General features: G+C 63.5%; 22 protein-coding genes. 12 read left to right on the top strand and 10 right to left on the bottom strand.

The window, feature by feature from the left end:
* Complete coding sequence (locus AAF563_07470) at positions 1–1,764, bottom strand: hypothetical protein (GenBank protein ID MEM7121096.1); 1,764 nt, start codon at positions 1,762–1,764, stop codon at positions 1–3.
* A gap of 242 nt (positions 1,765–2,006) precedes the next feature.
* Between AAF563_07470 and AAF563_07465 the strand changes: the two genes are divergently transcribed.
* The 5 genes from AAF563_07465 (at position 2,007) to AAF563_07445 (ending at position 6,828) form a co-directional block, all read left to right on the top strand.
* Positions 2,007–2,552 (top strand): shikimate kinase, encoded by a 546-nt coding sequence (locus tag AAF563_07465; protein MEM7121095.1) that lies wholly within the window; start codon positions 2,007–2,009, stop codon positions 2,550–2,552.
* Positions 2,549–3,679 carry a 3-dehydroquinate synthase gene (aroB, locus tag AAF563_07460; GenBank protein ID MEM7121094.1) on the top strand — a complete coding sequence of 377 codons (1,131 nt, stop codon included), beginning with the start codon at positions 2,549–2,551 and terminating at the stop codon, positions 3,677–3,679. Before AAF563_07465 ends, aroB begins: the two co-directional genes overlap by 4 nt.
* 49 nt (positions 3,680–3,728) lie before the next feature.
* The gene (locus tag AAF563_07455) at positions 3,729–5,021 is read left to right on the top strand and encodes an HlyC/CorC family transporter (GenBank protein ID MEM7121093.1); all 1,293 of its coding nucleotides are present in this window, start codon (positions 3,729–3,731) and stop codon (positions 5,019–5,021) included.
* Positions 5,022–5,269: 248 nt separating this feature from the next.
* Positions 5,270–6,163 (top strand): AEC family transporter, encoded by an 894-nt coding sequence (locus AAF563_07450; protein MEM7121092.1) that lies wholly within the window; start codon positions 5,270–5,272, stop codon positions 6,161–6,163.
* A gap of 62 nt (positions 6,164–6,225) precedes the next feature.
* On the top strand, positions 6,226–6,828 hold the full coding sequence (locus tag AAF563_07445) for a DUF2889 domain-containing protein (protein ID MEM7121091.1): 603 nt from the start codon (positions 6,226–6,228) through the stop codon (positions 6,826–6,828).
* Here AAF563_07445 and AAF563_07440 read toward each other — a convergent pair.
* On the bottom strand, positions 6,825–7,100 hold the full coding sequence (locus AAF563_07440; protein MEM7121090.1) for a BolA family protein: 276 nt from the start codon (positions 7,098–7,100) through the stop codon (positions 6,825–6,827). The genes AAF563_07445 and AAF563_07440 overlap by 4 nt on opposite strands.
* 68 nt (positions 7,101–7,168) lie before the next feature.
* Here AAF563_07440 and AAF563_07435 point away from each other — a divergent pair, with 68 nt between their 5' ends.
* The 3 genes from AAF563_07435 (at position 7,169) to cobT (ending at position 10,819) form a co-directional block, all read left to right on the top strand.
* On the top strand, positions 7,169–7,768 hold the full coding sequence (locus tag AAF563_07435; protein MEM7121089.1) for a DnaJ domain-containing protein: 600 nt from the start codon (positions 7,169–7,171) through the stop codon (positions 7,766–7,768).
* 169 nt (positions 7,769–7,937) lie between these two features.
* The gene (gene cobS, locus AAF563_07430; GenBank protein MEM7121088.1) at positions 7,938–8,933 is read left to right on the top strand and encodes a cobaltochelatase subunit CobS; all 996 of its coding nucleotides are present in this window, start codon (positions 7,938–7,940) and stop codon (positions 8,931–8,933) included.
* A gap of 11 nt (positions 8,934–8,944) precedes the next feature.
* Positions 8,945–10,819, top strand: coding sequence for a cobaltochelatase subunit CobT (cobT, locus tag AAF563_07425; GenBank protein MEM7121087.1), 1,875 nt, complete (start codon positions 8,945–8,947; stop codon positions 10,817–10,819).
* Between the two features lie 95 nt (positions 10,820–10,914).
* Here cobT and AAF563_07420 read toward each other — a convergent pair whose 3' ends face one another.
* The 3 genes from AAF563_07420 to AAF563_07410 form a co-directional block, all read right to left on the bottom strand.
* Positions 10,915–11,397 carry a hypothetical protein gene (locus tag AAF563_07420; GenBank protein MEM7121086.1) on the bottom strand — a complete coding sequence of 161 codons (483 nt, stop codon included), beginning with the start codon at positions 11,395–11,397 and terminating at the stop codon, positions 10,915–10,917.
* 100 nt (positions 11,398–11,497) lie between these two features.
* Positions 11,498–12,016: a hypothetical protein gene (locus AAF563_07415; GenBank protein MEM7121085.1), complete on the bottom strand. Its 519-nt coding sequence runs from the start codon at positions 12,014–12,016 to the stop codon at positions 11,498–11,500.
* Positions 12,017–12,193: 177 nt separating this feature from the next.
* A complete protein-coding gene (locus AAF563_07410) occupies positions 12,194–12,832 on the bottom strand; it encodes a TetR/AcrR family transcriptional regulator C-terminal domain-containing protein (protein ID MEM7121084.1) in 639 nt (212 codons plus the stop codon).
* An 87-nt stretch (positions 12,833–12,919) separates the two neighbouring features.
* Between AAF563_07410 and AAF563_07405 the strand changes: the two genes are divergently transcribed.
* Positions 12,920–14,266 carry an FAD-dependent oxidoreductase gene (locus AAF563_07405; protein MEM7121083.1) on the top strand — a complete coding sequence of 449 codons (1,347 nt, stop codon included), beginning with the start codon at positions 12,920–12,922 and terminating at the stop codon, positions 14,264–14,266.
* A 3-nt stretch (positions 14,267–14,269) separates the two neighbouring features.
* Here AAF563_07405 and AAF563_07400 read toward each other — a convergent pair whose 3' ends face one another.
* The gene (locus tag AAF563_07400; GenBank protein ID MEM7121082.1) at positions 14,270–15,046 is read right to left on the bottom strand and encodes a dienelactone hydrolase family protein; all 777 of its coding nucleotides are present in this window, start codon (positions 15,044–15,046) and stop codon (positions 14,270–14,272) included.
* A 25-nt stretch (positions 15,047–15,071) separates the two neighbouring features.
* Here AAF563_07400 and AAF563_07395 point away from each other — a divergent pair, with 25 nt between their 5' ends.
* Positions 15,072–16,100 carry an esterase-like activity of phytase family protein gene (locus AAF563_07395; GenBank protein MEM7121081.1) on the top strand — a complete coding sequence of 343 codons (1,029 nt, stop codon included), beginning with the start codon at positions 15,072–15,074 and terminating at the stop codon, positions 16,098–16,100.
* Positions 16,097–16,594 carry a GNAT family N-acetyltransferase gene (locus tag AAF563_07390; protein MEM7121080.1) on the top strand — a complete coding sequence of 166 codons (498 nt, stop codon included), beginning with the start codon at positions 16,097–16,099 and terminating at the stop codon, positions 16,592–16,594. The genes AAF563_07395 and AAF563_07390 overlap by 4 nt, the downstream gene beginning before the upstream one ends.
* Here AAF563_07390 and AAF563_07385 read toward each other — a convergent pair.
* From AAF563_07385 to scpA, 4 genes are all read right to left on the bottom strand, one after another.
* Positions 16,591–17,193, bottom strand: coding sequence for a queuosine precursor transporter (locus AAF563_07385; GenBank protein MEM7121079.1), 603 nt, complete (start codon positions 17,191–17,193; stop codon positions 16,591–16,593). The genes AAF563_07390 and AAF563_07385 overlap by 4 nt on opposite strands.
* 25 nt (positions 17,194–17,218) lie before the next feature.
* Positions 17,219–17,521, bottom strand: coding sequence for a 50S ribosomal protein L28 (gene rpmB, locus AAF563_07380; GenBank protein ID MEM7121078.1), 303 nt, complete (start codon positions 17,519–17,521; stop codon positions 17,219–17,221).
* Positions 17,522–17,703: 182 nt separating this feature from the next.
* Entirely contained in the window at positions 17,704–18,678 is a 975-nt protein-coding gene (gene meaB / locus AAF563_07375) for a methylmalonyl Co-A mutase-associated GTPase MeaB (protein ID MEM7121077.1), read from the bottom strand.
* A gap of 10 nt (positions 18,679–18,688) precedes the next feature.
* Positions 18,689–20,836: a methylmalonyl-CoA mutase gene (scpA, locus tag AAF563_07370; GenBank protein MEM7121076.1), complete on the bottom strand. Its 2,148-nt coding sequence runs from the start codon at positions 20,834–20,836 to the stop codon at positions 18,689–18,691.
* Between the two features lie 175 nt (positions 20,837–21,011).
* Between scpA and AAF563_07365 the strand changes: the two genes are divergently transcribed.
* Positions 21,012–21,476 (top strand): YaiI/YqxD family protein, encoded by a 465-nt coding sequence (locus tag AAF563_07365; GenBank protein MEM7121075.1) that lies wholly within the window; start codon positions 21,012–21,014, stop codon positions 21,474–21,476.
* Positions 21,477–21,487 lie beyond the last annotated feature (11 nt).

Below are 21,487 nucleotides of genomic sequence, written 5' to 3'. Positions count from 1 at the left end.
TCAGGCGCCGTTGGCGAACGCCGCCTCCAGGGCGATCAGACGGGCATCCTGGCCCAGCCCGACCTCGCGCAACGCCGAGACCACTGCGCCAAGCGTCACGGCATCGGCGCCAGAGGGACCGCCATCGCCCAACACGACCAGGGCGACCAGAACGGTCTGACCAACCTGCTGCGTGCTTGCCGAGCGGATCATGGCATCGATCAGTACGGTCTTCTGCACGGCCTCGCGGCTTTCCTGCGGTCCAAGCAGAAGCTCCGGCAGCAAGGGATCGACGGCCTCGTCGTCCAGTCCGGTCAGAAGCGAGGCATAGATCTCGCCACGCGCACGGGGGTCGCTTTCGGTATCCGCGGCAATCTGCTCCCACCACACCTTCATGCGTTCGCCGTCATCGGGTAGTTGTTCGCCGAAAGCCATGCGCATCAGGGGCCAAAGCGACTGGCTTTCGGCCAGCGCCGTCCCGTCGGAGCGTGCGCGGTCCTCCAGCAGCGGCCACCAGCGCGCGGCCGCTTCCGGGTCGCCCGCAACCAGCAATGCCGCGACGGCGTCGCCGGCAAACCACGACAGTTCCGGCGTCAAGCGCAACGTCGACACCTCGGGTGCGATGACGCGCGCGATCGCCGCGTAACTGACGATACCGCCATCGGCCAGGGCGTTGGCCAGGAGCGCGCGGTAAACCTCCGCCCGCGCCGTTTCACTCGGCTGGGTCTGGCCCGCCTGGTAGAGCAGCGCGCGTCCCTTGGGGCCGCCGATCTTCTGGGCGGTGCTCAACGCGTTGGCGCGCTCGACATCGGTAAAGGTCACCTGGTCATAGATCGCACCGAGCTCGGCGGGGTCCAAAACTGCCTGCGCCACGGCAATCTCGGCGGCCGGCAGCCTTGTATCGAGGGTCAGATCCTGATCCTGAGCCAACGCAGCCAGAACAGCGGGTTCGCCATCGCTGACGGCGGCGGGAAGGATCGCGACATCGGCCTGGAGCGCCATGGCAAGCAGCAGCGGATTGACATCGGCGAGCGAGTCCAGCGTCGCGCCGGGCTCGCCGCGAACCGCGCGGTCGAGCCTCAGAAACAGCGGGCTGATATCGGCGCCCTGGTCGCGAAGCAGGCTCAAGCCTAGGTCGGCTTGGCCATCCTGCCCATCGATCCGCTGACAAAAGATCATGGCTTCCTGCCAATAGACCCCGTCATCGGCGCGCAAGATCTCGCGGATCAACGGACAAGCCCCGGCAACATCACCCTCCAGCAGCATCTGGTTGATGCGCGGGCCCATGACCGCCGGCTCGCGCGTCAGGTTGCCGGCACTGCTCAACAGGGCCTCGGCGTCCTCGCCACGGCCCAGGGCGACCAGGCGGTCGACCCGGTAGCCCAGGAACTCGGCCGGGTCGATGGCGCGCGGCGGCTCGGCGGCCGACAGCAACAACCGGCCGGCCAGCCGGTTCATGGCGGCGGAATCGGTCGCCGTCGGAATGTTCGGAAGAAGCGCCTGGGCGATCGCAGGATCGGCATCGCGCCACATGTCGCTTGGCAGGCCGCCAGTTTCGGCGTCCAACGTGCCCGCGCCGCCGCCGCTTGGCGCGGTCAGGGCCTCGATTTCGACCTCCGGCGCCACTGTGGTCTCCGGCGCGCCCTGGCCCGTGCTTTCCTGGTCAAAACCGGGGATGATGAACAGCGGCTCGTTGCTGTCCGACTGCGCCCAAACGGCGCCGGTCGGCCACAACAAACACAAGGATACGGCCAGGGCCAGCCGGCTAATTTGTGAAGCGGTCATCCGGAATGGTTTTCTCAACCGTGGCGGTCGGCGGCGGGATGTCCCATGTCATGAGGAAGGTGCCACCCCCGACGACAATGATTACCACAAGCAAAAGGAAGAGTTTTGTGAAGATCCCCATGGCCTCATAATGTAGCTGAAATGGGCGGTTAAGAAAACTTTGTGCTATCGTCGCTTCATGGCGCTTGTACGGCAGTCCACGACATGGCGGCGCCCTGATCTCCTAATCCATCCGGGCCGTTTTGACCAAATCACGTTCACAATCCTTCCCCAAGACCGTCACGCTGGTCGGTCTGATGGGCGCCGGCAAGTCGACGGTGGGCCGCCGTCTGGCGACCCGCCTGAACCTGCCGTTCATGGATGCCGATCACGAGATCGAATCCGCGGCCGGCTGCACCATCCCGGAGTTCTTCGAACGCCACGGGGAATCGGCGTTTCGCGACGGCGAGAGCCGCGTGATCGCCCGCTTACTGCAGGGCGAGCCGAAGGTACTGGCAACCGGTGGCGGCGCCTTCATGAACGAGAAGACACGGGAGCGTATCGCCAAGCGCTCGATCTCGGTCTGGCTGCGCGCCGACCTGGATCTCCTGGTCAGCCGGGTGACCCGGCGCGACAACCGGCCGCTGCTGAAAACCGGCGACCCGCGTGAGATCATGCAGCGGCTGATGGATGAGCGTTACCCGATCTACGCGCTGGCCGATGTTGTCATCGACAGCGACGACGGACCGCATGAGGCCGTGGTCGAACGGATCGTTGCCGCCCTGGAGGCGATGAAGGAACAAGCATGAGTACGTTCGACCAGGTTGACGTCGCGCTTGGTGAGCGCAGCTACAAGATCGTGATCGGTGAAGACCTGTTGGATCAAGCGCCCGAGCTGCTGGCGCCTGTGCTGCAGCGCGACGCCGTTTTCATCGTCACCGACCGCAACCTCGCCGACCGCCACCTGCCGACGCTGCACGAGGCGCTCGACGGTGCGGGCATCAGTCATCGCACGTTCACCCTGCCGCCCGGCGAAAAGACCAAGGACTTTGATCATCTCCAAAGGCTGTTGAACGCCATGCTGGATGAGGGTGTCGAGCGTAGCGACATCGTCGTCGCTTTGGGCGGCGGGGTGATCGGCGACCTCACGGGCTTCGCCAGCGCGATCCTGCGCCGCGGCGTCGACTTCGTGCAGATACCGACAACGCTGCTGGCCCAGGTCGATAGCTCCGTCGGCGGCAAGACGGGCATCGACACACGCCAGGGAAAGAACCTTGTCGGCGCGTTTCATCAACCGCGCCTGGTGATCGCCGACCTCGGCTTGCTGAAGACGCTGCCGCCACGGGAACTGCGGGCGGGATATGCCGAGACCGTCAAGTACGGCCTGCTCGGCGACGCCGAATTTTTTGCCTGGCTCGAAACCAACGGCAAGGCGGTTGTCGATGGCGACATTCAGGCCCTGCATCACGCGGTGAAGACAAGCTGCCGCGCCAAGGCCGATGTCGTCGCCCGCGACGAGACTGAAGCAGGCGCACGCGCCTTGCTGAACCTTGGCCACACTTTTGGCCATGCCCTGGAGACCGAAGCCTCGTTCTCAGACGCTTTGCTGCACGGCGAAGCGGTCGCGCTGGGCATGGTGATGGCGTTCGAGTTTTCCGCGAAGATGGGGCTGTGCGACGATGACGATGCAACCCGCGTTCGCCGGCACCTCGCCGCCGTCGGCCTACCCACCCACCCCGGTGAGATCGACGGCATCGCGTGGGATGCCGAGCGCATCACCGCTCACATGATGCAGGACAAGAAGGTCAAGGACGGACAATTGACTTTTGTCCTTGTTAAAGGCATCGGCCAGGCGTTTTTGAGTCGCGATGTCGATCTGATCGACATGAATGGCTATCTGGCGGATCGCCTCGCCAATCCGGACGGCAGCTCTTGAACGCTGCTCTCCGGCTCCCTGCAACCCACCGACTGAACGAGACCCGATCATGGTTCCGATAGTGGAAGCAGCCGTCGTGGTGATCTTTTTCATGATCATCCTGTCGGCGTTCTTTTCTGGTTCCGAAACCGCGTTGACGGCCGCCAACCGGTCGCTCATCCACCACCTGGAGACCGAGGGCAATCGCCGCGCCCGCCTTGTGTCGCGGCTGATCGGCGATCGCGAGCACCTGATCGGCACCATTCTGCTCGGCAACAACCTGGTAAATATTTTTGCCTCGACGCTTGCCGGTTATGCGTTCAGCCAGTTGTTCGGCGAAGCGGGCATTGTTTACGCAACCATCGTGATGACCGCCCTGGTGGTCGTCTTTGCCGAGGTCATGCCCAAAACCCTGGCGATCCGCAAACCCGAGCGCTTTGCCCTGACCATCGCACCGGTCATGAGCGTACTGGTGCGCGTCCTTGCGCCCATCACGTCCGCGGTTCAGTGGCTGGTCATCGTTATCTTCCGCCTTATCGGCGTGCGCGACAGCGACGGTAGCGCGACATCGGAAGCGGAGATCCGAGGCGCCTTGGCGCTCTACAAACACGAAGGCGGACTGGTCAAGGACGAGCACGACATGCTCGACAGCATTCTGGACCTTGGTCAGGTCGAGGTCGGCGAGGTCATGACTCACCGGCGCTCGCTGATCACCGTCGACGCTGACGGTCCGATTGACGAGCTGATCGACGAGATCCTGGCCAGCCCCTATACGCGCATTCCACTGTGGCGCGACGAGCCCGACAACATTATCGGCGTGCTGCACGCCAAGAACCTGCTGCGCGAGCTCCGCCGTTCGGAAGGCCGCACCGAGGGCCTTGCGATCGTCGACATCGCGAGCGAGCCGTGGTTCGTGCCCGACACCACGACACTGTCGGAACAGCTCACCAACTTCCGTGAGCGCCACGCCCACTTCGCGCTGGTGGTCGACGAATACGGCACCTTGATGGGTGTCGTCACCATGGAGGATATCCTTGAAGAAATCGTCGGCGAGATCGAGGACGAGTATGACGAGGACATCCAGGATTTCGCGGTGTCGGAAGACGGATCGTTCACCGTTGACGGGACATCGACCATCCGCGACCTGAACCGCGAATTCGACTGGAACTTGCCCGACGACGAGGCCAACACCATCGCCGGCCTGGTCATCCACGAAGCCCGGCAGATCCCCGAGGTCGGCCAGAATTTCGTGTTCCATGGATTCCGCTTCGAGGTCACTGGTCGTCAGCGTAATCAGTTGACCGAATTGAAGCTGACGCCCCTGGAAGAGACACTGAACGGCGATGATGAAACGCCGGCCTGATGTCCAAACAGCTGTTGTGTATGATCCATAATCGACGAAACCCCCTCTCCCCTTGAGGGAGAGGGTTGCGTAGGCTTTCGCGCGATAGCGCGCTAGCCGAAGCTGGGTGAGGGGAAGTTTGTTCCATTGGCAGCGTCTTCAATTGTGTTACGCGCTAGCGCGCGGCCCCTCACCCCGGCCCTCTCCCTCAAGGGGAGAGGGAGCGAAGACGTCTCTCCTGTGAATGGCGCTCATGTGCCGATGAGATCATGATCGCTGCTCTCGTACCTGTCCTTGTTCCGGTTGTCGTCGCGATTCTCATCGGCGTCGTCTGGGGCAAACACGGGAAACCGGTCGACCCGGGCGCGGCCAGTCAGCTGATCTTAAACGTCGGCACGCCGTGCCTGATCTTTTCGACATTGTCGACACTCAGCATCGAACCAGGCGAACTCGGCCGCATGGCGCTGGCGTCGATCTTCATCATGGGCGGCTTCATCGTTATCGGTCCATTGATGTTGCGGGTGCTGGACCTGCCGCGCGGTGTCTTTTTGTCGCCCCTCGTTTTCGGCAACCTCGGCAATCTCGGCCTGCCGCTCAGCCTGTTCGCGTTCGGACAAGAAGGGCTCGAGTTGGCGCTGATCATGTTCGCCACGCAATCGATCCTGTTCTTCACGATCGGCATGTGGCTGATGTCGGCGCAGCCCTCTCCGCTGATGATGGTCAAGACGCCGCACCCCTACGCCATTGCCCTGGCGCTCGCCTTTACCTTGACTGACACGGCGCCGCCGGTGTGGTTGATCAACGCGACCGAGCTTCTGGGCGGCATGACCATTCCCCTGATGCTGGTGATGCTCGGCGTCTCGCTGTCGCGCATGCACGTCACGCGGTTCGTCAGACCGCTCATCCTCGCCCTGCTGCGCGTCGGCGTCGGCCTTGGACTCGCCTTCGTCATCGGCTGGGTGCTCGGCCTCGAAGGCCTGGCTCTGGGTGTCGTGATGATCGCCTGTTGCATGCCCGGCGCGGTCTTCAACTACCTAATGGCGGTTCGCTTCGATCGCTCACCGGGCGAGGTGGCGAGCTACATCGTGATCTCGACCGTGGCCGTCCTGGTCCTTTTGCCGGGTCTGATCCCCTTGGCATGGTGGGTGGCGGGCACACCCTGACGCCGCTTGCGCGGCTTTCCGGCAAGGGTTTATGCTGCAGCGCACAATAACTGGAGACCGGCATGCCTCTGCCAGAACCGGCGCCACGTCGTCTGATGCACAACCGCACCATCGTCTGTGAGGGCTATGAGCGCGATGACGGCCTGTGGGACATCGAAGCCCATCTGACGGACGTGAAGACCTATGGCTTCGACAACCGGGATCGCGGCCGGATCGAAGCCGGCGAACCGATCCATGGCATGTGGCTGCGCCTGACACTGGACGAAGAGTTCGTCGTTCACGATGTCCAGGCGGCCATGGATTACACGCCCTTTGCCATCTGCAGCCACATCGCGCCGACCCACAAGAAGCTGATCGGCGAGCGTATCGGCACCGGCTGGAACCGCCGCGTCCGCGCGCTGTTGGGCGGCACCGACGGTTGCACCCACATGCGCGAGATGCTGGGCCGCATGGCGACCGTGGCAATTCAGACGATGTACGGCAAACGCAGCAAGAAGCGCGAAGAGGCGGAAGAAAGCGGGCGCAAACCGTTCGTCATCGACGGTTGTCATGCCTGGGCGAGCGACGGACCTGTTGTCGCCCATGAGTATCCCGACTGGTTCACGGGCGAGCCCTGCAAGGCCGCCAGCGACGAAACCAGGCCGGACTCACAGGGACCGACTTAACTGGACGCCTCTTCCGGCGTTTGCGTGACGAGCGCCAGAGCATGAATGTCGCTCGCCATTTCTTCCGATAAGGCTTGGTAAACCATCCGTTGCCGTTGAACCCGTCCGAGACCGCGGAATTGTGCGGCGACAATCGTGACGCGGAAATGGCTTTCGCCTTCCGGCCGGGCACCGGCATGACCGGCGTGAAGATGGGATTCATCAACGATATCAAGATGTTCAGGCGACAGCGCCGCTTTCAGCTTTTGCTCAATGGCTTGCGCGACGCGCATGGCAGTCTCCGTGGTCAAAGCCGCCCGTGTGCCTTGTCAGGCTTGGCGTGCGTCACCATACTTCGCCCATGAGCCAGGCCAAACCACAGATTGACATCAACTCGGTCGCCCCCGTCGACACGGAGACCAGGCGATGCAGCTGGGCCGGCTGTAACGAGATCGGCGAGTTCAAGGCGCCCTTGTCTCGCGACAATCTGCGGCAATACCAATACTTCTGCCTGGAGCACATCCGCCAGTTCAACAAGGCCTGGAACTACTTCGAGGGCTGGTCCCGCGACGAAATCGAGGCCTATCAGCGTGCCGACCTCTATTGGCACCGCAGAACCTGGCGCCCAGCCGACCGCGAGGCCTTCACGCGCGCCTGGCGCGAGGCAATTTTGAACGAGCGCATCGACGACCCCTATGGTTTTGTCGATGGCGAAGAGGCGGGCGGCACCAACGGACGCAGCGACGAAGAAAGGGCCAATTCCCTGCCCGACGAGCGCAAGGCCGAGATCATTTTGAAGGTCGAACCGGGCGCCTCAGAGGACCACATCAAGCAGCGGTTCAAAGAAGAGGTGAAAATCCACCATCCCGACGCCAACGGCGGCGACAAGGAGGCCGAAGAACGGCTTCGTCTGGTGATTTGGGCCTATCGCCTGTTAAGCGAAAAGAAACAGGAGATATGACGGCTTCGCGACTTGTACCCAGAGGGGTCGTTATGCCAATGTTCCCGGCCGATTCTGCCTAGCGTGTCGTCGTATTTGGCCCGTGCCGCTGATCCGATCGATAGGGATGAAGTCGATCGACGTCAGAAGGTGCGGTCCCAACCCGTTTGCAACGAGTGAAAGTTAGACCATGGCGATTGAGACCACCGAATCAGGGCTGCTGCCGGCCGGAGAGCCGGACATCATGGTGTCGGTCCCGCAGCTGTTCGGCATCGAAACCGACCTGCAGGTTCCCGCCTATTCGGAACCGACCGACCACGTGCCGCCGGTTGACGAAAGCTATGTCTTCGATCCGGAGACCACGCTCGCGATCCTGGCCGGCTTCTCCCACAACCGCCGGGTGATGATCCAGGGCTACCACGGCACCGGCAAATCGACCCATATCGAGCAGGTGGCAGCGCGCCTGAACTGGCCGTGCGTGCGCGTCAACCTGGACAGCCACATCAGCCGTATCGATCTGGTCGGCAAGGACGCCATCGTCCTGCGCGACGGCAAGCAGGTGACGGAGTATCGCGAAGGCATCCTGCCCTGGGCGATCCAGCATCCCGTCGCGCTCGTCTTCGACGAATACGACGCCGGTCGGCCCGACGTCATGTTTGTCATCCAGCGCGTCCTGGAGGTCTCCGGCAAATTGACCCTGCTCGACCAGAACAAGGTCATCCACCCGCATTCGGCATTCCGCCTGTTCTCGACCGCCAACACGGTCGGCCTGGGCGATACCACCGGCCTCTATCACGGCACCCAGCAGATCAACCAGGGTCAGATGGACCGCTGGAGCCTGGTCGCGACCCTGAACTATCTGGCGCACGAGGAAGAGGAAAAGATCGTACTGTCCAAGATGCCGGGGCTCGACAGCAAAGAAGGCCAGGAGCAGATCAAGGCCATGGTCGCGGTCGCCGATCTGACCCGCGGCGCCTTCATGGCCGGCGACATCTCGACCGTCATGTCGCCGCGTACCGTGATCACCTGGGCGGAGAACGCCGAGATCTTCAATGATCTGGGCTTCGCCTTCCGCGTCACTTTCCTCAACAAGTGCGACGAGACTGAGCGGCCGCAGATTGCCGAGTTCTATCAGCGCTGCTTCGGCAAGGAGTTGCCGGAATCGGTGGTCGCGGAACGCGCCTGAGGTAACGGCCCTTGTCACGGGACGAGAACAGCGTCGAACCATTCAAGCGGGTCCTGGTCGGCACCATGCGGGCGATTTCGCGCGACGCCGAACTGGAGGTTAGCTTCGGCGTCCAGGATCCTTCCGCTGCCGGCCACAACGCGCAATTGACCCAGCCGCCACGTGATCTGGACGTTGCGGCTGTCACGCGCTCGCGCGGCGAGTCCGACGCGCTGGCACTGAAGCTGCGTCACCACGATCCCGCGACCCACGCCAAGCGCCAGCCCAGCGGCGAGATCGGCCGCGCCATTTATGACGCCGTCGAACAGGCACGCTGCGAGAGCCTCGGCGCGCGGCGCATGAAGGGCGTGCGCGATAACCTCTCGGTCGTGATCGAGGACCGCTGCCGCGCCAAGGGCATGCACCAGATCGAGAGCCAGGAGGATGCCGCGCTATCGGACATCATCGGGCTGATGGTCCGCGAACGCATGACCGGCGAGAAACCGCCGCCGTCGGCCGCCAAGGCGGTCGACATGTCGCGCAAGTGGGTCGAGCACAAGGTCGGCGCCGAGCTCGACGAACTCGCGCGTTCGTGCCGCAACCAGGAACACTTCGCTGACGTTTTGCGCGGCCTGATCAAGCACCTCGATCTGGCGGACGAGGAGACCGACCAGGCGTCCGAACAATCCGACAGCCAGTCCCAGGACGAGAACAGCGATCCCGATCAGGCCGAGGGCGAGGCCGAAGGCGAGAGCAGCGAGTCAGGCGCCGACGATCAAGCGGAAGCCGACGGCATGGACGATCAGATGGCCGAGGATGACTCAATGGCCGCCGACTCCGCCGACGCGGACGACGAGGACATGATGCCGGCCGGCTCCGACGACACCGATCCGTCCGGGCGCATGCGCCGGCCCGACGGCACCTTTGGCAACCGCCGCGAGCCGTATTATCACGCCTACACCAACGAGTTTGACGAGGTCGTCGGCGCTGATGAACTGTGCGACCCCGAGGAACTGGCGCGTCTGCGCGGCCAGTTGGATCAGCAGATCCAGCACCTGCGCGGCGTCACCTCGCGCCTCGCCAACCGGCTGCAGCGCAAGCTGATGGCCCAGCAGAACAGGTCCTGGGAGTTTGACCTGGAGGAAGGCATCTTGGATACGGCGCGGCTCACCCGCATCGTCGTCGATCCCTTGATGCCCTTGAGCTTCAAGGTCGAGCACGAGACCGAGTTCCGCGATACCGTCGTGACGCTTCTGATCGACAACTCCGGTTCCATGCGCGGGCGCCCCATCGGCATCGCCGCCATGAGCGCCGACATCCTGGCCCAGACGCTGGAGCGCTGCGGCGTCAAGGTCGAGATCCTGGGCTTCACGACACGCACCTGGAAGGGCGGCAGGAGCCGCGAGAAGTGGCTGTCGGACGGCAAGCTCGCCAATCCTGGCCGTCTCAATGATCTCCGCCACATCGTCTACAAGGCCGCCGACGCGCCGTGGCGGCGCGCGAGGAAGAGCCTGGGCCTGATGCTGCGCGAGGGGCTGCTGAAAGAGAACATCGACGGCGAGGCCCTGCTCTGGGCCCACGAGCGTCTGGTCACCCGGCCCGAGCAGCGGCGCATCCTGATGGTCATCTCCGACGGCGCGCCGGTCGACGACTCCACGCTCTCGGTCAACGCCGGCAATTACCTGGAGCGCCACCTGCGCGACGTCATCAACTGGATCGAGATGATGTCGCCGGTCGAGCTGATCGCCATCGGCATCGGCCACGACGTCACCCGCTACTACCGCCGCGCCGTGACGCTCGTCGACGTCGAACAGCTGGGCGGCACCATGCTCAACGAACTCGCCGCCTTGTTCGACGAAGAACCCACCGGCATGCGCCGCGCAAGCGGGCGCGGGCGGGCGGCATAGGCCCGCCGATCTAGTTTCTGTACTTGGCTGACCAAAATCTGGGCGTCGCCTCGTCTGGCTGCCGGTTAACCAGATAGACTGTCATGCCGTTTAGCCTAGTCTCGATAGGCGCTGGCCCATCGCCCTAGCGTGCTTCGATCCGGCTGCAGCACAAAAAGATAGAACGAGTAGGAGTATCTGAGACGACGCGCATCGCTCAAATCGATCTTGGAGCGGACGATCGCCTGCAGTTCCTCGCAGCTTAGTCTTTGCGTCTGGTAGAGATGCAGGCGGTCCTCAGGACGCACAACCAGCTGCCCATAACGATCCAACTCTCCGAAGTCCGCGTGATAGATGACCGGCCTTATGTAGACGACCCCGTTGTCGTCGATACGAACGACCTCGTTGCTGTACTCGGCCGCGATCGCGTCTTGCAGCTTTACCGCCGCTTCAGGCGTGTAGAGATCGTGGATGACGTAAGGTGAACCCTGATAGTGCGCCGTGCGACAAAGCGGATCGAGCCTGATCCAGCCCCACCAGAAACTGGCAAAGCCGTAAAGAAACCAGATCACCAGGATACCGGCGCAAACGGCTATCATCACTGGCCATCGTGTTCCCCGTTGTGTCATTGGGGTGACCGGCTTGATCCGGTGATACGCCCGTTCATGGCATCAAGAGGCCGCCAGACTGCTCCCGACGTCATTTGTCAGCCTTGTATGCGTTTTCCCACCGGAGCTTTGTTTCATAGCCCGGCTGGACCACAAAGACATAGAACGTGACGGGCCAACGATGTGGCGTCAGATCCTCTTTGTTAAACTCCGACCTAAGGTACGGTCGCACTTCATCACAGGTGAGCTTGGGGGTCTGAAGAAGAAATTGCTCGTCTTCAGGACGCACCACAAGCTGCCCCAGCCGAACGAGATCCAAGAAGTACCCGTAGTAGAGAGCCGGGCGAATGAGCACCGCACCATCGTGGTCAATGGTTACCGCCTCATCGCTGTACCGGGACGCGATGACGTCTCTTAACCGCTCGGCAGCCTCCGGTTTGTAGAGATCATCGACAACAAACGCGAAGCTTCGTCCGGGCTCGTCGACACACAACGGATCCAGCTTTTTCCAGCCCCAATGAAACTGCGCGGCGCTGTAGAGAAACCATAGAACAAGCGTACCGGATGCGACGGCCAAGCACGCCGACCAACCGAGCGGGTGGCCGCTCATTTGGTAAGCCAACGGGTGCGCGCCATGGTGTCGTGTCCCTGTGCCTATTCACCTCCTGTTCTATCACGAGGAAAGCGGCAATTGTGTGCATTTCTTGTGATAAATACACGGCACGCGTGTCCGTGTCACTCGGGGTAATCGACTCGACAAGCGGCGAATTCGACCGCACGAGACGCGTCAGCCCTTGGTCCCCGCCTCCGCCTCCAGGCCGCGGATGACGACGTCGAGGCCGAAGGCGAACTCGGCGTCGGGGTCGACATCGGCGATCTGGTCGACCAGTTCGGTGGTCAGCGGGAAGTCGCCTTTCGACAGGCTCTCGATCAGCTTGGTGCGCTCTTCCGGGCTATAGGGCGCGATCCAGTCGGTCAGCTCCCAGCACGAGAAGTTCTCCGTATAGGCCAGCAGCATGCGCGATGAGCGCACGGTTGCCTTGGGCGAGAAACCGCCAGTGCGCAGCGCGGCGTACATCGCCTCGCCCAGCCGGTGTTCGCTGGGCACCCAGTCCTCGAAAGTCGCGAACACAAGAATGACGCCGGGATGGCGGTGCGCCAACGCACGGAAAGCATGGCAGATGTCGCTGACCCGCTCTTGCCACGAACCGTTGGGCTCAGGCAACTCGCACTCGCTGATGACCGTTTCGATGACGCTGTTCATCAGTGCCGCGCGGTTCGGCACGTGATGATAGAGCGCCATCGGGTCGACCCCCATCGCGCCGGCCAGCTTGCGCATGCTGAACTGCGACGCGCCGCCACGATCGAGCATATCGATCGCCGCCTCGACAATACGCTGGCGCGACAGGGTTCCGCGTTGACTCATCGATATCGGCTCTCAAAGCAGTTGACGTACTCTACATTGTAGAAGAACCTAAATTTCTACGCCGTAGAATTTATTGAGGACTTTGACATGACACTAACTCACATTCGCAAATCTGCCATTACCCGGCGTCATTTGCTAGGAACCGGTATCGCTGCGGCCGCCGTGCTGCCATTCGCCGCACGGGCCGACCTGCCGACCAATCCCGACGTGGTCGTGATCGGTGCCGGCGCCGCGGGCCTGGCTGCCACGCGCACCCTGATGGAACGCGGCGTTTCCGTCGCCCTGGTCGAGGCCGGCGATCGCATCGGCGGACGCGCCTATACGGAGACCGAGACCTTCGGCGTTCCCTTCGACCACGGCGCCCACTGGCTGAACCACGGTACGCGCAACTTCTTCAACGGCTATGCCAAAGAGAACGGTTTCGACATCTATACCGACCCCGACAGCTACCGTGTCTTTATCGGCGACCGCGAAGCCTCGTCGAGCGAGGTCAATGCACTTTGGCAAACCTGGGGCCTGATGGACGACGAAATCGGCGAAGCCGCCGAAAGAGGCCTCGACGTCGCCCCAACGACGGTGACCTCGATGAACCTTGAATGGTCGAACACCGTCGCCTTCGGTATCGGCCCCTGGGACATGGCCAAGGACTTCGACGACTTTTCCACACTCGACTATTGGGAGACGGTCGAAGGCGGCACCAGCTGGTTCTGCCGCCAAGGTTACGGCGCCGTCGTCGCCCACTACGGCGCCGGCGTGCCGGTTTCGCTCGATACGGCGGTCAGCCGGATCGGCTGGGGCGGTTCGGGCGTCACGGTCGAGACAAACCGCGGAACAATCGAGGCCAAGGCCGTCATCGTTACCGTCTCGACCGGAGTCCTGGGCGCCGGTCACATCACCTTCGATCCGGTGTTGCCGGTCGAGAAGCAGGAATCCTTCAATGCAATCTCGATGGGCCTTTACAACCACATCACGCTTCAGTTCTCCGAGGACGTCTTCGGTGGCGGGCCGGACGGCTACCTGATGTTCCAGGTCGGCGACGACATGCGGGCCTTCGGCGGACTGACCAACATCAGCGGCAGCGGCATTTCCTATTGCGATGTCGGTGGATCGTTCGCCCAAGAGCTGGAACGGGCCGGCGATGCCGCGGCCGTCGATTTCGCCATGGGCAAGCTGAAGGAAATGCTTGGCTCGGATATCGAAAAGGCGTTCATGAAGAGCCATGTGACAACGTGGGGCCAGGACCCGCTCTTCCTCGGCTCCTATGCCGCGGCCGAGCCCGGAGCGTACCCGATGCGCGCAATCCTGCGCGAGCCGGTTGGTGACCGCATCTTCTTCGCCGGGGAAGCCTGCAGCCCGGCAGTCTGGGCCTTTGTCGACGGCGCGTACGAGACGGGCGTCGATGTGGGGCGTCAGGTGGCCGGCGAGGTCACCTGACGATCAGCGCAGATTGGTGCCGTAGAACTCCATGGTCCGCTGCCAGGCGAGCGCCGCGTCGGCCTCGTCATAGCTGGCGCGGGTCGGGTTGGCGAAGGCGTGCTCGGCCTCATACCAGTAGGCGCTCAGCGACTTGCCGGCCTCGGCCATCGCCACTTCGAAACCGTCGACCATGGGTTTGTTGATCCATTGGTCCTTGGTCGCGAAATGGCCGATGACCGGGCCTGAGAGCGGCGCCAGTTCGGCCGCCGACTTCGCGACGTTGCCGTAATAGATGACCGTGGCGTCGATTGGCCGGTCAAGCGAGGCGTTGAGCGACCATCCGCCGCCGAAACACCAGCCGACCGTGCCGATCTTGCCTGTGGTGTCGTCGCGCGCGCGCAGCCAGTCGGTCCAGGCGCCCAGCGTTTCGTTGGCTTCGGCCGCGTCGACGGCATTCATATGCGCGCGCGCGTCGTCGGGGTTGTCGGCGACCTTGCCGTCATAGAGGTCGACCGACAGCGTCGAATAGCCATGACCGACCAGGTCGGCACCGACCGCCTTGATCTGATCGTTCAGACCCCACCACTCGTGGATCAGCAGGATCGACGGCGCCGGTGTCTGGGCAGGCGCGCCGAAGGCGGCGTTGACCTGCTTGCCACCGGGCGTCGCGATCGTCACAGTCTCCAGCGATTCGGCGGCGGCGCGGGCAAGCTTGGGGTCGGCGAGAACGGCCGCCAGGCTTGTGGCGGCAAGAGGCGCGGTGATCGCTTGGCTAAGAACGTCGCGTCGGGCAAGCATGGCAGTCCTCTCGGATGGAGTTCCAATGGTCACGACGTTAACGCGCCTTTCGCGCACCACCAAGTCGTTGGCGGTCACAAGCCTGTGCGTTCTGTCGTTGACGCTGGCCGGCATCGTAGCGTGCGCGCAGGAGCCGACCGGCGAGGAGAACGTGACCACGGCAACCTTGGATCGCGACGATCCGGAACGCCGGTCCTTTGGTGAACTGACCCTGCTGGCAGGCTTCGAGCTAGAGCTCGACAACCCGGACTTCGGCGGCCTCTCCGGCCTGGACGTTACCGATGACGGTTCCCGTCTTGTCGCCGTCAGCGATCGCGGCTGGTGGGTCACCGCCGATCTGACACAGGACGACAGCGGTAAACTGCTTTCCATCGAGAACCTGTCGATCCAACCGATGTTCGACGTCGACGGCTCGCCGCTTGCCGACCGCGCGGGCGGCGACTCCGTACGCTGGCGCGACGCCGAGGATCTGGCGCGCACAACCGACGGCGGCTACTACGTCACCTTCGAGCGCGAGCATCGCCTGTGGCGTTACGACACCATCGACGCCCTGCCCTATGCCATCGAACTGCCGGGCGAGGTTGCGGCGCTCAGGTCCAATGGCGGCCTTGAGTCCGTCGCCTTGTTGCCCGACGGACGGCCTCTGGTATTCGCAGAGGAGTCCCGGGGCGACGATCAGGTCATCGACGGATGGCTGTTGGAGAACGGTGCCTGGCGAAAGCTCGCCTACCAGGGCCACGATGATTTCAGCGTCACCGGCATGGCGGGATTGGGCGATGGCAGCCTGATTGTTCTGGAGCGCTGGTTCATGGAACCGGCGTTCCTCAGCATCCGCCTGCGTCGGATCGCACCGGAGATGCTGGAAGCAGACGCCATCATCGATCCGCCGGTCCTTGCGGCGTTCAGCAACGCCCTCTTGATCGACAATTTTGAGGGGATCGCCGTGAGACCGGCGCCGGACGGCAGCGGCTACTTGCTCTATATCGTCTCCGACGACAACTTCATCTTCACCCAGCGAACGCTGCTTTATCAGTTTCATCTGGCGGTATCATGACCACGCAAACGCTCAACATCCGCTCGGCAAGCCATGACGATGTCGAAGCCTGTTTCGCGTTGTACCGCGAGGTGCAGGAGATCCACGTCGCCGCACGTCCCGATCTCTTCAAGCCGCCGGAACTAGACGACAGCTTCAGGCACCTGATCGGCGATGCAATCGATGCCGAGCACAAAGGCATCCTGCTCGCCTGGCACAACACGGTCGCGGTCGGCATGGCGATCTATGAGTTCACGCGCCTGGACCCGACCGGCGTCTACCTGATCGACCGGCCGATCCTTTGGCTGGAGTCTGTCGTCGTCTCACCCGATTACCGTGGAAAAGGGTGCGGCAAGGCGATGATGGATCTCTTGAAGAGTCTTGCTGCCGAAAACGGTGTCGAGACACTGGCTTTGGAAGCCTGGCGCTTCAATCAGGCGGCGCAGATCTGGTTCGAACGTCAGGGTTTCGCCACACACAGCAACACGATGATGGCCGTTATCGGCGACGATTAGTTTTTCGGCGCGACCAGATACTGCGGTGCGAAGAAACCCATGAGCAGGCGGTACGGCAGTAGGAGCGTCAGCGCCATCAAGCCCTTGATGGCGTAGTCGCCAATGCCGAGCTTGAACCAGTCCAAGCCCCATTCGGCGAAGAACAGGGCGAACAACAGATAGAAGAAGATCAGTGTGTCGAACGCCGACGCGATGGCCGAAGACACCAGCGGCGCGCGCCACCAACTGCCCCGGCGCAGTTTCTGAAAGATTGCGACGTCCAGAAGCTGGCCGGCCAGGAATGCCGAGCCTGACGCGACGGCGGTCAATAACGCGACCTCTGTCATCACCAAGGGCCAGTCGGCCAAGGGTTCGGGCCAGTCGGCAAAGAATGCGGACATGACGACGCCGACGATGAAACCGACGATCACAATCCTGACCGCCTTGGCCGGTCCGTAGGTGCGGTTGGAGAGGTCGGTCACCAGGAACGCGAACGGGAAGGTGAACGCGCCCCAGGTCAGCCACTCGCTGATCTGGAAGTGGACCAGGATGTTGGACGCGACCACGACCGCGGCCATCGCCACGGTCGGCAACACCAACTCGCGGGAAAACAGAGTCATGGGTGTCGGGCCAAGGGCGCCGCGATCACGCGGCGGCGTCTGCCTTGCGGGCGGCGGCCTTCTCGATCCGGCGCTTCAGGCGAAGCGCCTCATCCGGCAGCTTGCTGTCGTTGCGGCTCATCAAAAACGCATCGAGGCCGCCGTTCTTCTCGACGGTCCGAATGGCGTTCGCCGAGAGCCGGAGCGAAATCATCTGGCCGAGCGCGTCGGAATAAAGCTTGGTTGTCTGCAAGTTGGGCAGGAACCGGCGCCTGTTCTTGTTCTGCGCGTGGCTCACATTGTTGCCCGACTGGACGCCCTTGCCTGTCAGCTGGCAGCGTCGCGACATCATCCAACTCCTTAGAATAAGCTAAGGCGCGGCCGCCGGGGCCACGCCACATCAATCCGGGAGCGGCTATTTACGCGCGGCAGGCCGGAAGGTCAAGATTCACCGACAAAGGGCGCCTGATCGGATCACGAAGGGGCTGAATCGCTTGGTGATTCAGCCCCTCCGTGTGAATCCGATCTCCATCAAATCAGGATATGCTCTAAGGCCCTCCGCGCGGCGCTTCTGACCGGCAAGCCGCCCGCCGCGACGTCCTTTTCCAAGTCGGCCACCAAACCGGCCGTTCGCGGGTCGGTCCGGACCTTCTCCATGACGAAATCGCCGATTTCAAGCCACAAACGGCGTTTTGCCTGCTCCTGTCGTCGGGCGTCCAACTCGCCGGCGCACGTCATGGTCTCCCAGAAAGCCTCGATCGACTGCCAGACCGTGTCGATGTCGGTCCCTTCAAGCGCCGAGCACGATTCGACCCGGGGCGACCAATGCGTGGATTGCGGCTTCAGAAGACCGAGCGCGGCGCGGTAGTCGGCGACCACGTGGCGCGCGGCATCCTTCAAGGCGCCGTCGGCCTTGTTCACCAGGATCAGGTCGGCCAGCTCCATGACGCCGCGCTTGACGCCCTGCAACGTGTCGCCGGCGCCCGGCGCCAGCAGCAGCAAGAACATGTCGGTGACGTCGGCGACCGCGGTCTCCGACTGACCGACACCGACGGTCTCGACAATTACGACGTCATAGCCGGCCGCCTCGACCACGGCGATCGCCTCGCGGGTACGTCGCGCGATGCCGCCTAGCAAACCCGCCGACGGCGACGGCCGGATGAAGGCCCGGGCGTCGCGCGACAGCCGCTCCATGCGGGTTTTGTCGCCCAGGATCGAGCCGCCCGTGCGCGTCGAGGATGGGTCGACCGCCAAGACGGCGACACGATGACCCCGCTCGATGGCATAAAGCCCGAAGGTCTCGACAAAGGTCGACTTACCGACGCCCGGCGCACCGGAGATGCCGAGGCGCTTGGCCTTGCCGCCCAGCGGCAACAATCCGGCGAGCAGATCCTCCGCCGCGTCCTGGTCAGCGTCGCGGGTCGATTCGACCAGCGTGATCGCGCGCGCCATGGCGCGCCGGTCGCCGGCCTTTACGGCGTCGATGAGCTCGCTTGTGGCAGTCAAGGTGGTGCGGTCAGGCCGCCTGGCGCCGGCTCTGGACGAGATCGATGATCTCCGCCGCAGCCGCCGGGATGCTGGTGCCCGGACCATAAATCGCGCTGACACCGGCAGCCCTGAGCATATCGTAGTCCTGAGGCGGGATGACGCCGCCGCAGACCACCAGGATGTCGCCGGCACCCTGCTGCTTCAGGTCCTCGATGAGCTGGGGCACCAGCGTCTTGTGGCCGGCCGCCTGGCTCGACACGCCGATCACGTGGACATCGTTCTCGACAGCCTGGCGCGCTGCCTCGTCCGGGGTCTGGAACAGCGGTCCGATATCGACATCAAAGCCGATATCGGCAAACGCGGTGGCGATGACCTTGGCGCCGCGATCATGACCATCCTGGCCCAGCTTGACCACCAGCATGCGGGGCCGCCGGCCCTCCTTGGCCGCGAACTCATCGACGTCCGCGCGGATGCGCTCGAACGCCTCGTCACCCTCCCAGGCATCGCCGTAGACGCCTGAGATCGAGCGAATGACCGCGCGGTGGCGGGTGAAGACCTGCTCCATGGCGTCGGAAATCTCGCCGACGGTCGCGCGCGCACGTGCCGCCTCGATCGAGAGCGCCAGAAGATTGGCATCCCCGGCGGCGCCCGCCGTGATGGCGTCGAGGGCCGCGCGGCAGGTCGCGTCGTCACGGCTCTCGCGGACCTCAGTCAGACGCGCGACCTGTTGCTCGCGCACCTGCGTGTTATCGATGTCGCGAACGTCGACCTCGCTCTCCTCGCCGGTGGTGTACTTGTTGACGCCGACGATCACCTCCTCGCCGCGATCGATGCGCGCCTGCCGGCGTGCCGCGCTCTCCTCGATCCTCAGCTTCGGCATGCCCACCTCGATCGCCTTGGTCATGCCGCCGAGGTCGTCGACCTCGCCGATCAGCTTGCGCGCTTCGGCTGCCAGGGAATGAGTCAGACTTTCAACGTAGTAGCTGCCGGCGAGCGGGTCGACGACGCGTGTGACCTCGGTCTCCTCGGCCAGGATCAACTGCGTGTTGCGCGCAATGTGGGCGGCGAAGTCGGACGGCAGCGCCAGCGCCTCGTCGAACGAGTTGGTGTGCAGGCTCTGGGTACCGCCCAGAACGGCGGCAAGCGCCTCATAGGCCGTGCGGACGATATTGTTGTAGGGATCCTGCTCGGTCAGCGAGACACCGGATGTCTGGCAGTGGGTGCGCAGCATCGACGAACGCGGGTTCTTCGGCTCGAACTCCGCCATCAGCTCCGACCACAGCATGCGTGCCGCCCGTAGCTTGGCGACCTCCATGAAGAAGTTCATACCGATGGCGAAGAAGAAGCTCAGCCGCGGCGCGAAGCTGTCGACATCCAGGCCGCGCGACAAGGCCGCGCGCACGTATTCGACGCCGTCGGCCAGTGTGAACGCCAGTTCCTGCACCGCCGTCGCGCCGGCTTCCTGCATGTGGTAGCCGCTGATCGAGATCGAGTTGAAGCGCGGCATGTGTTCGGCCGTGTGCGCGATGATGTCGGCGACGATCCGCATCGACGGTTCGGGCGGGTAGATATAGGTGTTGCGGACCATGAACTCCTTCAGGATGTCGTTCTGGATGGTCCCGGCGAGTTTCTCCTGCGGCACCCCCTGCTCTTCGGCGGCGACGATGTACATCGCCATCACCGGTAGCACCGCGCCGTTCATGGTCATCGAGACGGTCATCTCGTCCAGCGGGATGCCGTCGAACAGGATCTTGGCGTCCTCGACGCTGTCGATGGCGACGCCGGCCTTGCCGACATCGCCGACGACGCGCGGATGGTCGCTGTCATAGCCCCGGTGCGTCGCCAGATCGAACGCGACGGACAGTCCCTTCTGGCCGCGCGCCAGCGCCTGACGATAGAACGCGTTCGATTCCTCCGCGGTCGAGAAGCCAGCGTACTGCCGGATCGTCCACGGCCGGTTGGCATACATGGTCGCACGCACGCCGCGGGTATAGGGCGCCAGGCCGGGCAGCGTATCCAGGCCCTCGAGCGCCTCCAAATTGGCGGCCGTATAGAGCGGTTTGATGTCGAGGCCCTCTGGCGAGCGCCAGACCAGGCCATCCACGCTGTCGCCTTTCAGGTCTTTTTCCGCCAGATCGCGCCAGGTTTCCGGCGCTTGGTCACGAAACCGGCTCATCGGCCCAATCCCATTCATTTCGCAAGTGCGAAATAAGTATGCGGCCGCCCCGGGGCACCGTCAATTGAGCTCGCCAATCTCCTGAAAACCCAAGGTTTTCAACAAACGCGGCGCTGGACGCCGCGCCGCCCATCAGCCAGTCTCGCTGCGCTCAGACGTCACACGGAGGGCGGGTTTGGAGATCTACGTCGATGCCGATGCGTGTCCCGTGAAGGACGAGATAGTCCGGGTCGCCGAACGCCACGGAATCATCGTGCACATGGTCAGCAACCGCGGTATTCGGCCAACCAACCCCGCCTTGGTGCGCAACGTCATTGTCGCCGATGGCCTTGACGTCGCCGACGACTGGATCGCCGAGCACTGCAGTGCCGGCGACATCGTGATAACCGCCGATATCCCGCTTGCCGCCCGCTGTGTCGAGGCCGGCGCCCGCGTTGTCGACCCGACCGGTCGACCGCTGACGCCCGATAACATCGGTTCGGTTCTGGCGACCCGCGACCTGATGACCCATCTGCGCGAGACCGGTGAGGTAACCGGCGGCGGCCGACCCTTCGCCAAGGCCGACCGGTCGCGGTTCTTGCAGGCTCTAGAAACAGCCGTACAGGCAATCAAACGGAAAAGCACGGTACCGCCGGCCTGAAACGGCTGGCC

Source organism: Pseudomonadota bacterium (assembly GCA_039028155.1).
Taxonomy (GTDB): domain Bacteria; phylum Pseudomonadota; class Alphaproteobacteria; order SP197; family SP197; genus JANQGO01.
Note: the sequence above shows the minus strand (reverse complement) of the source record. Positions and strands in the feature narration are given on the sequence as shown.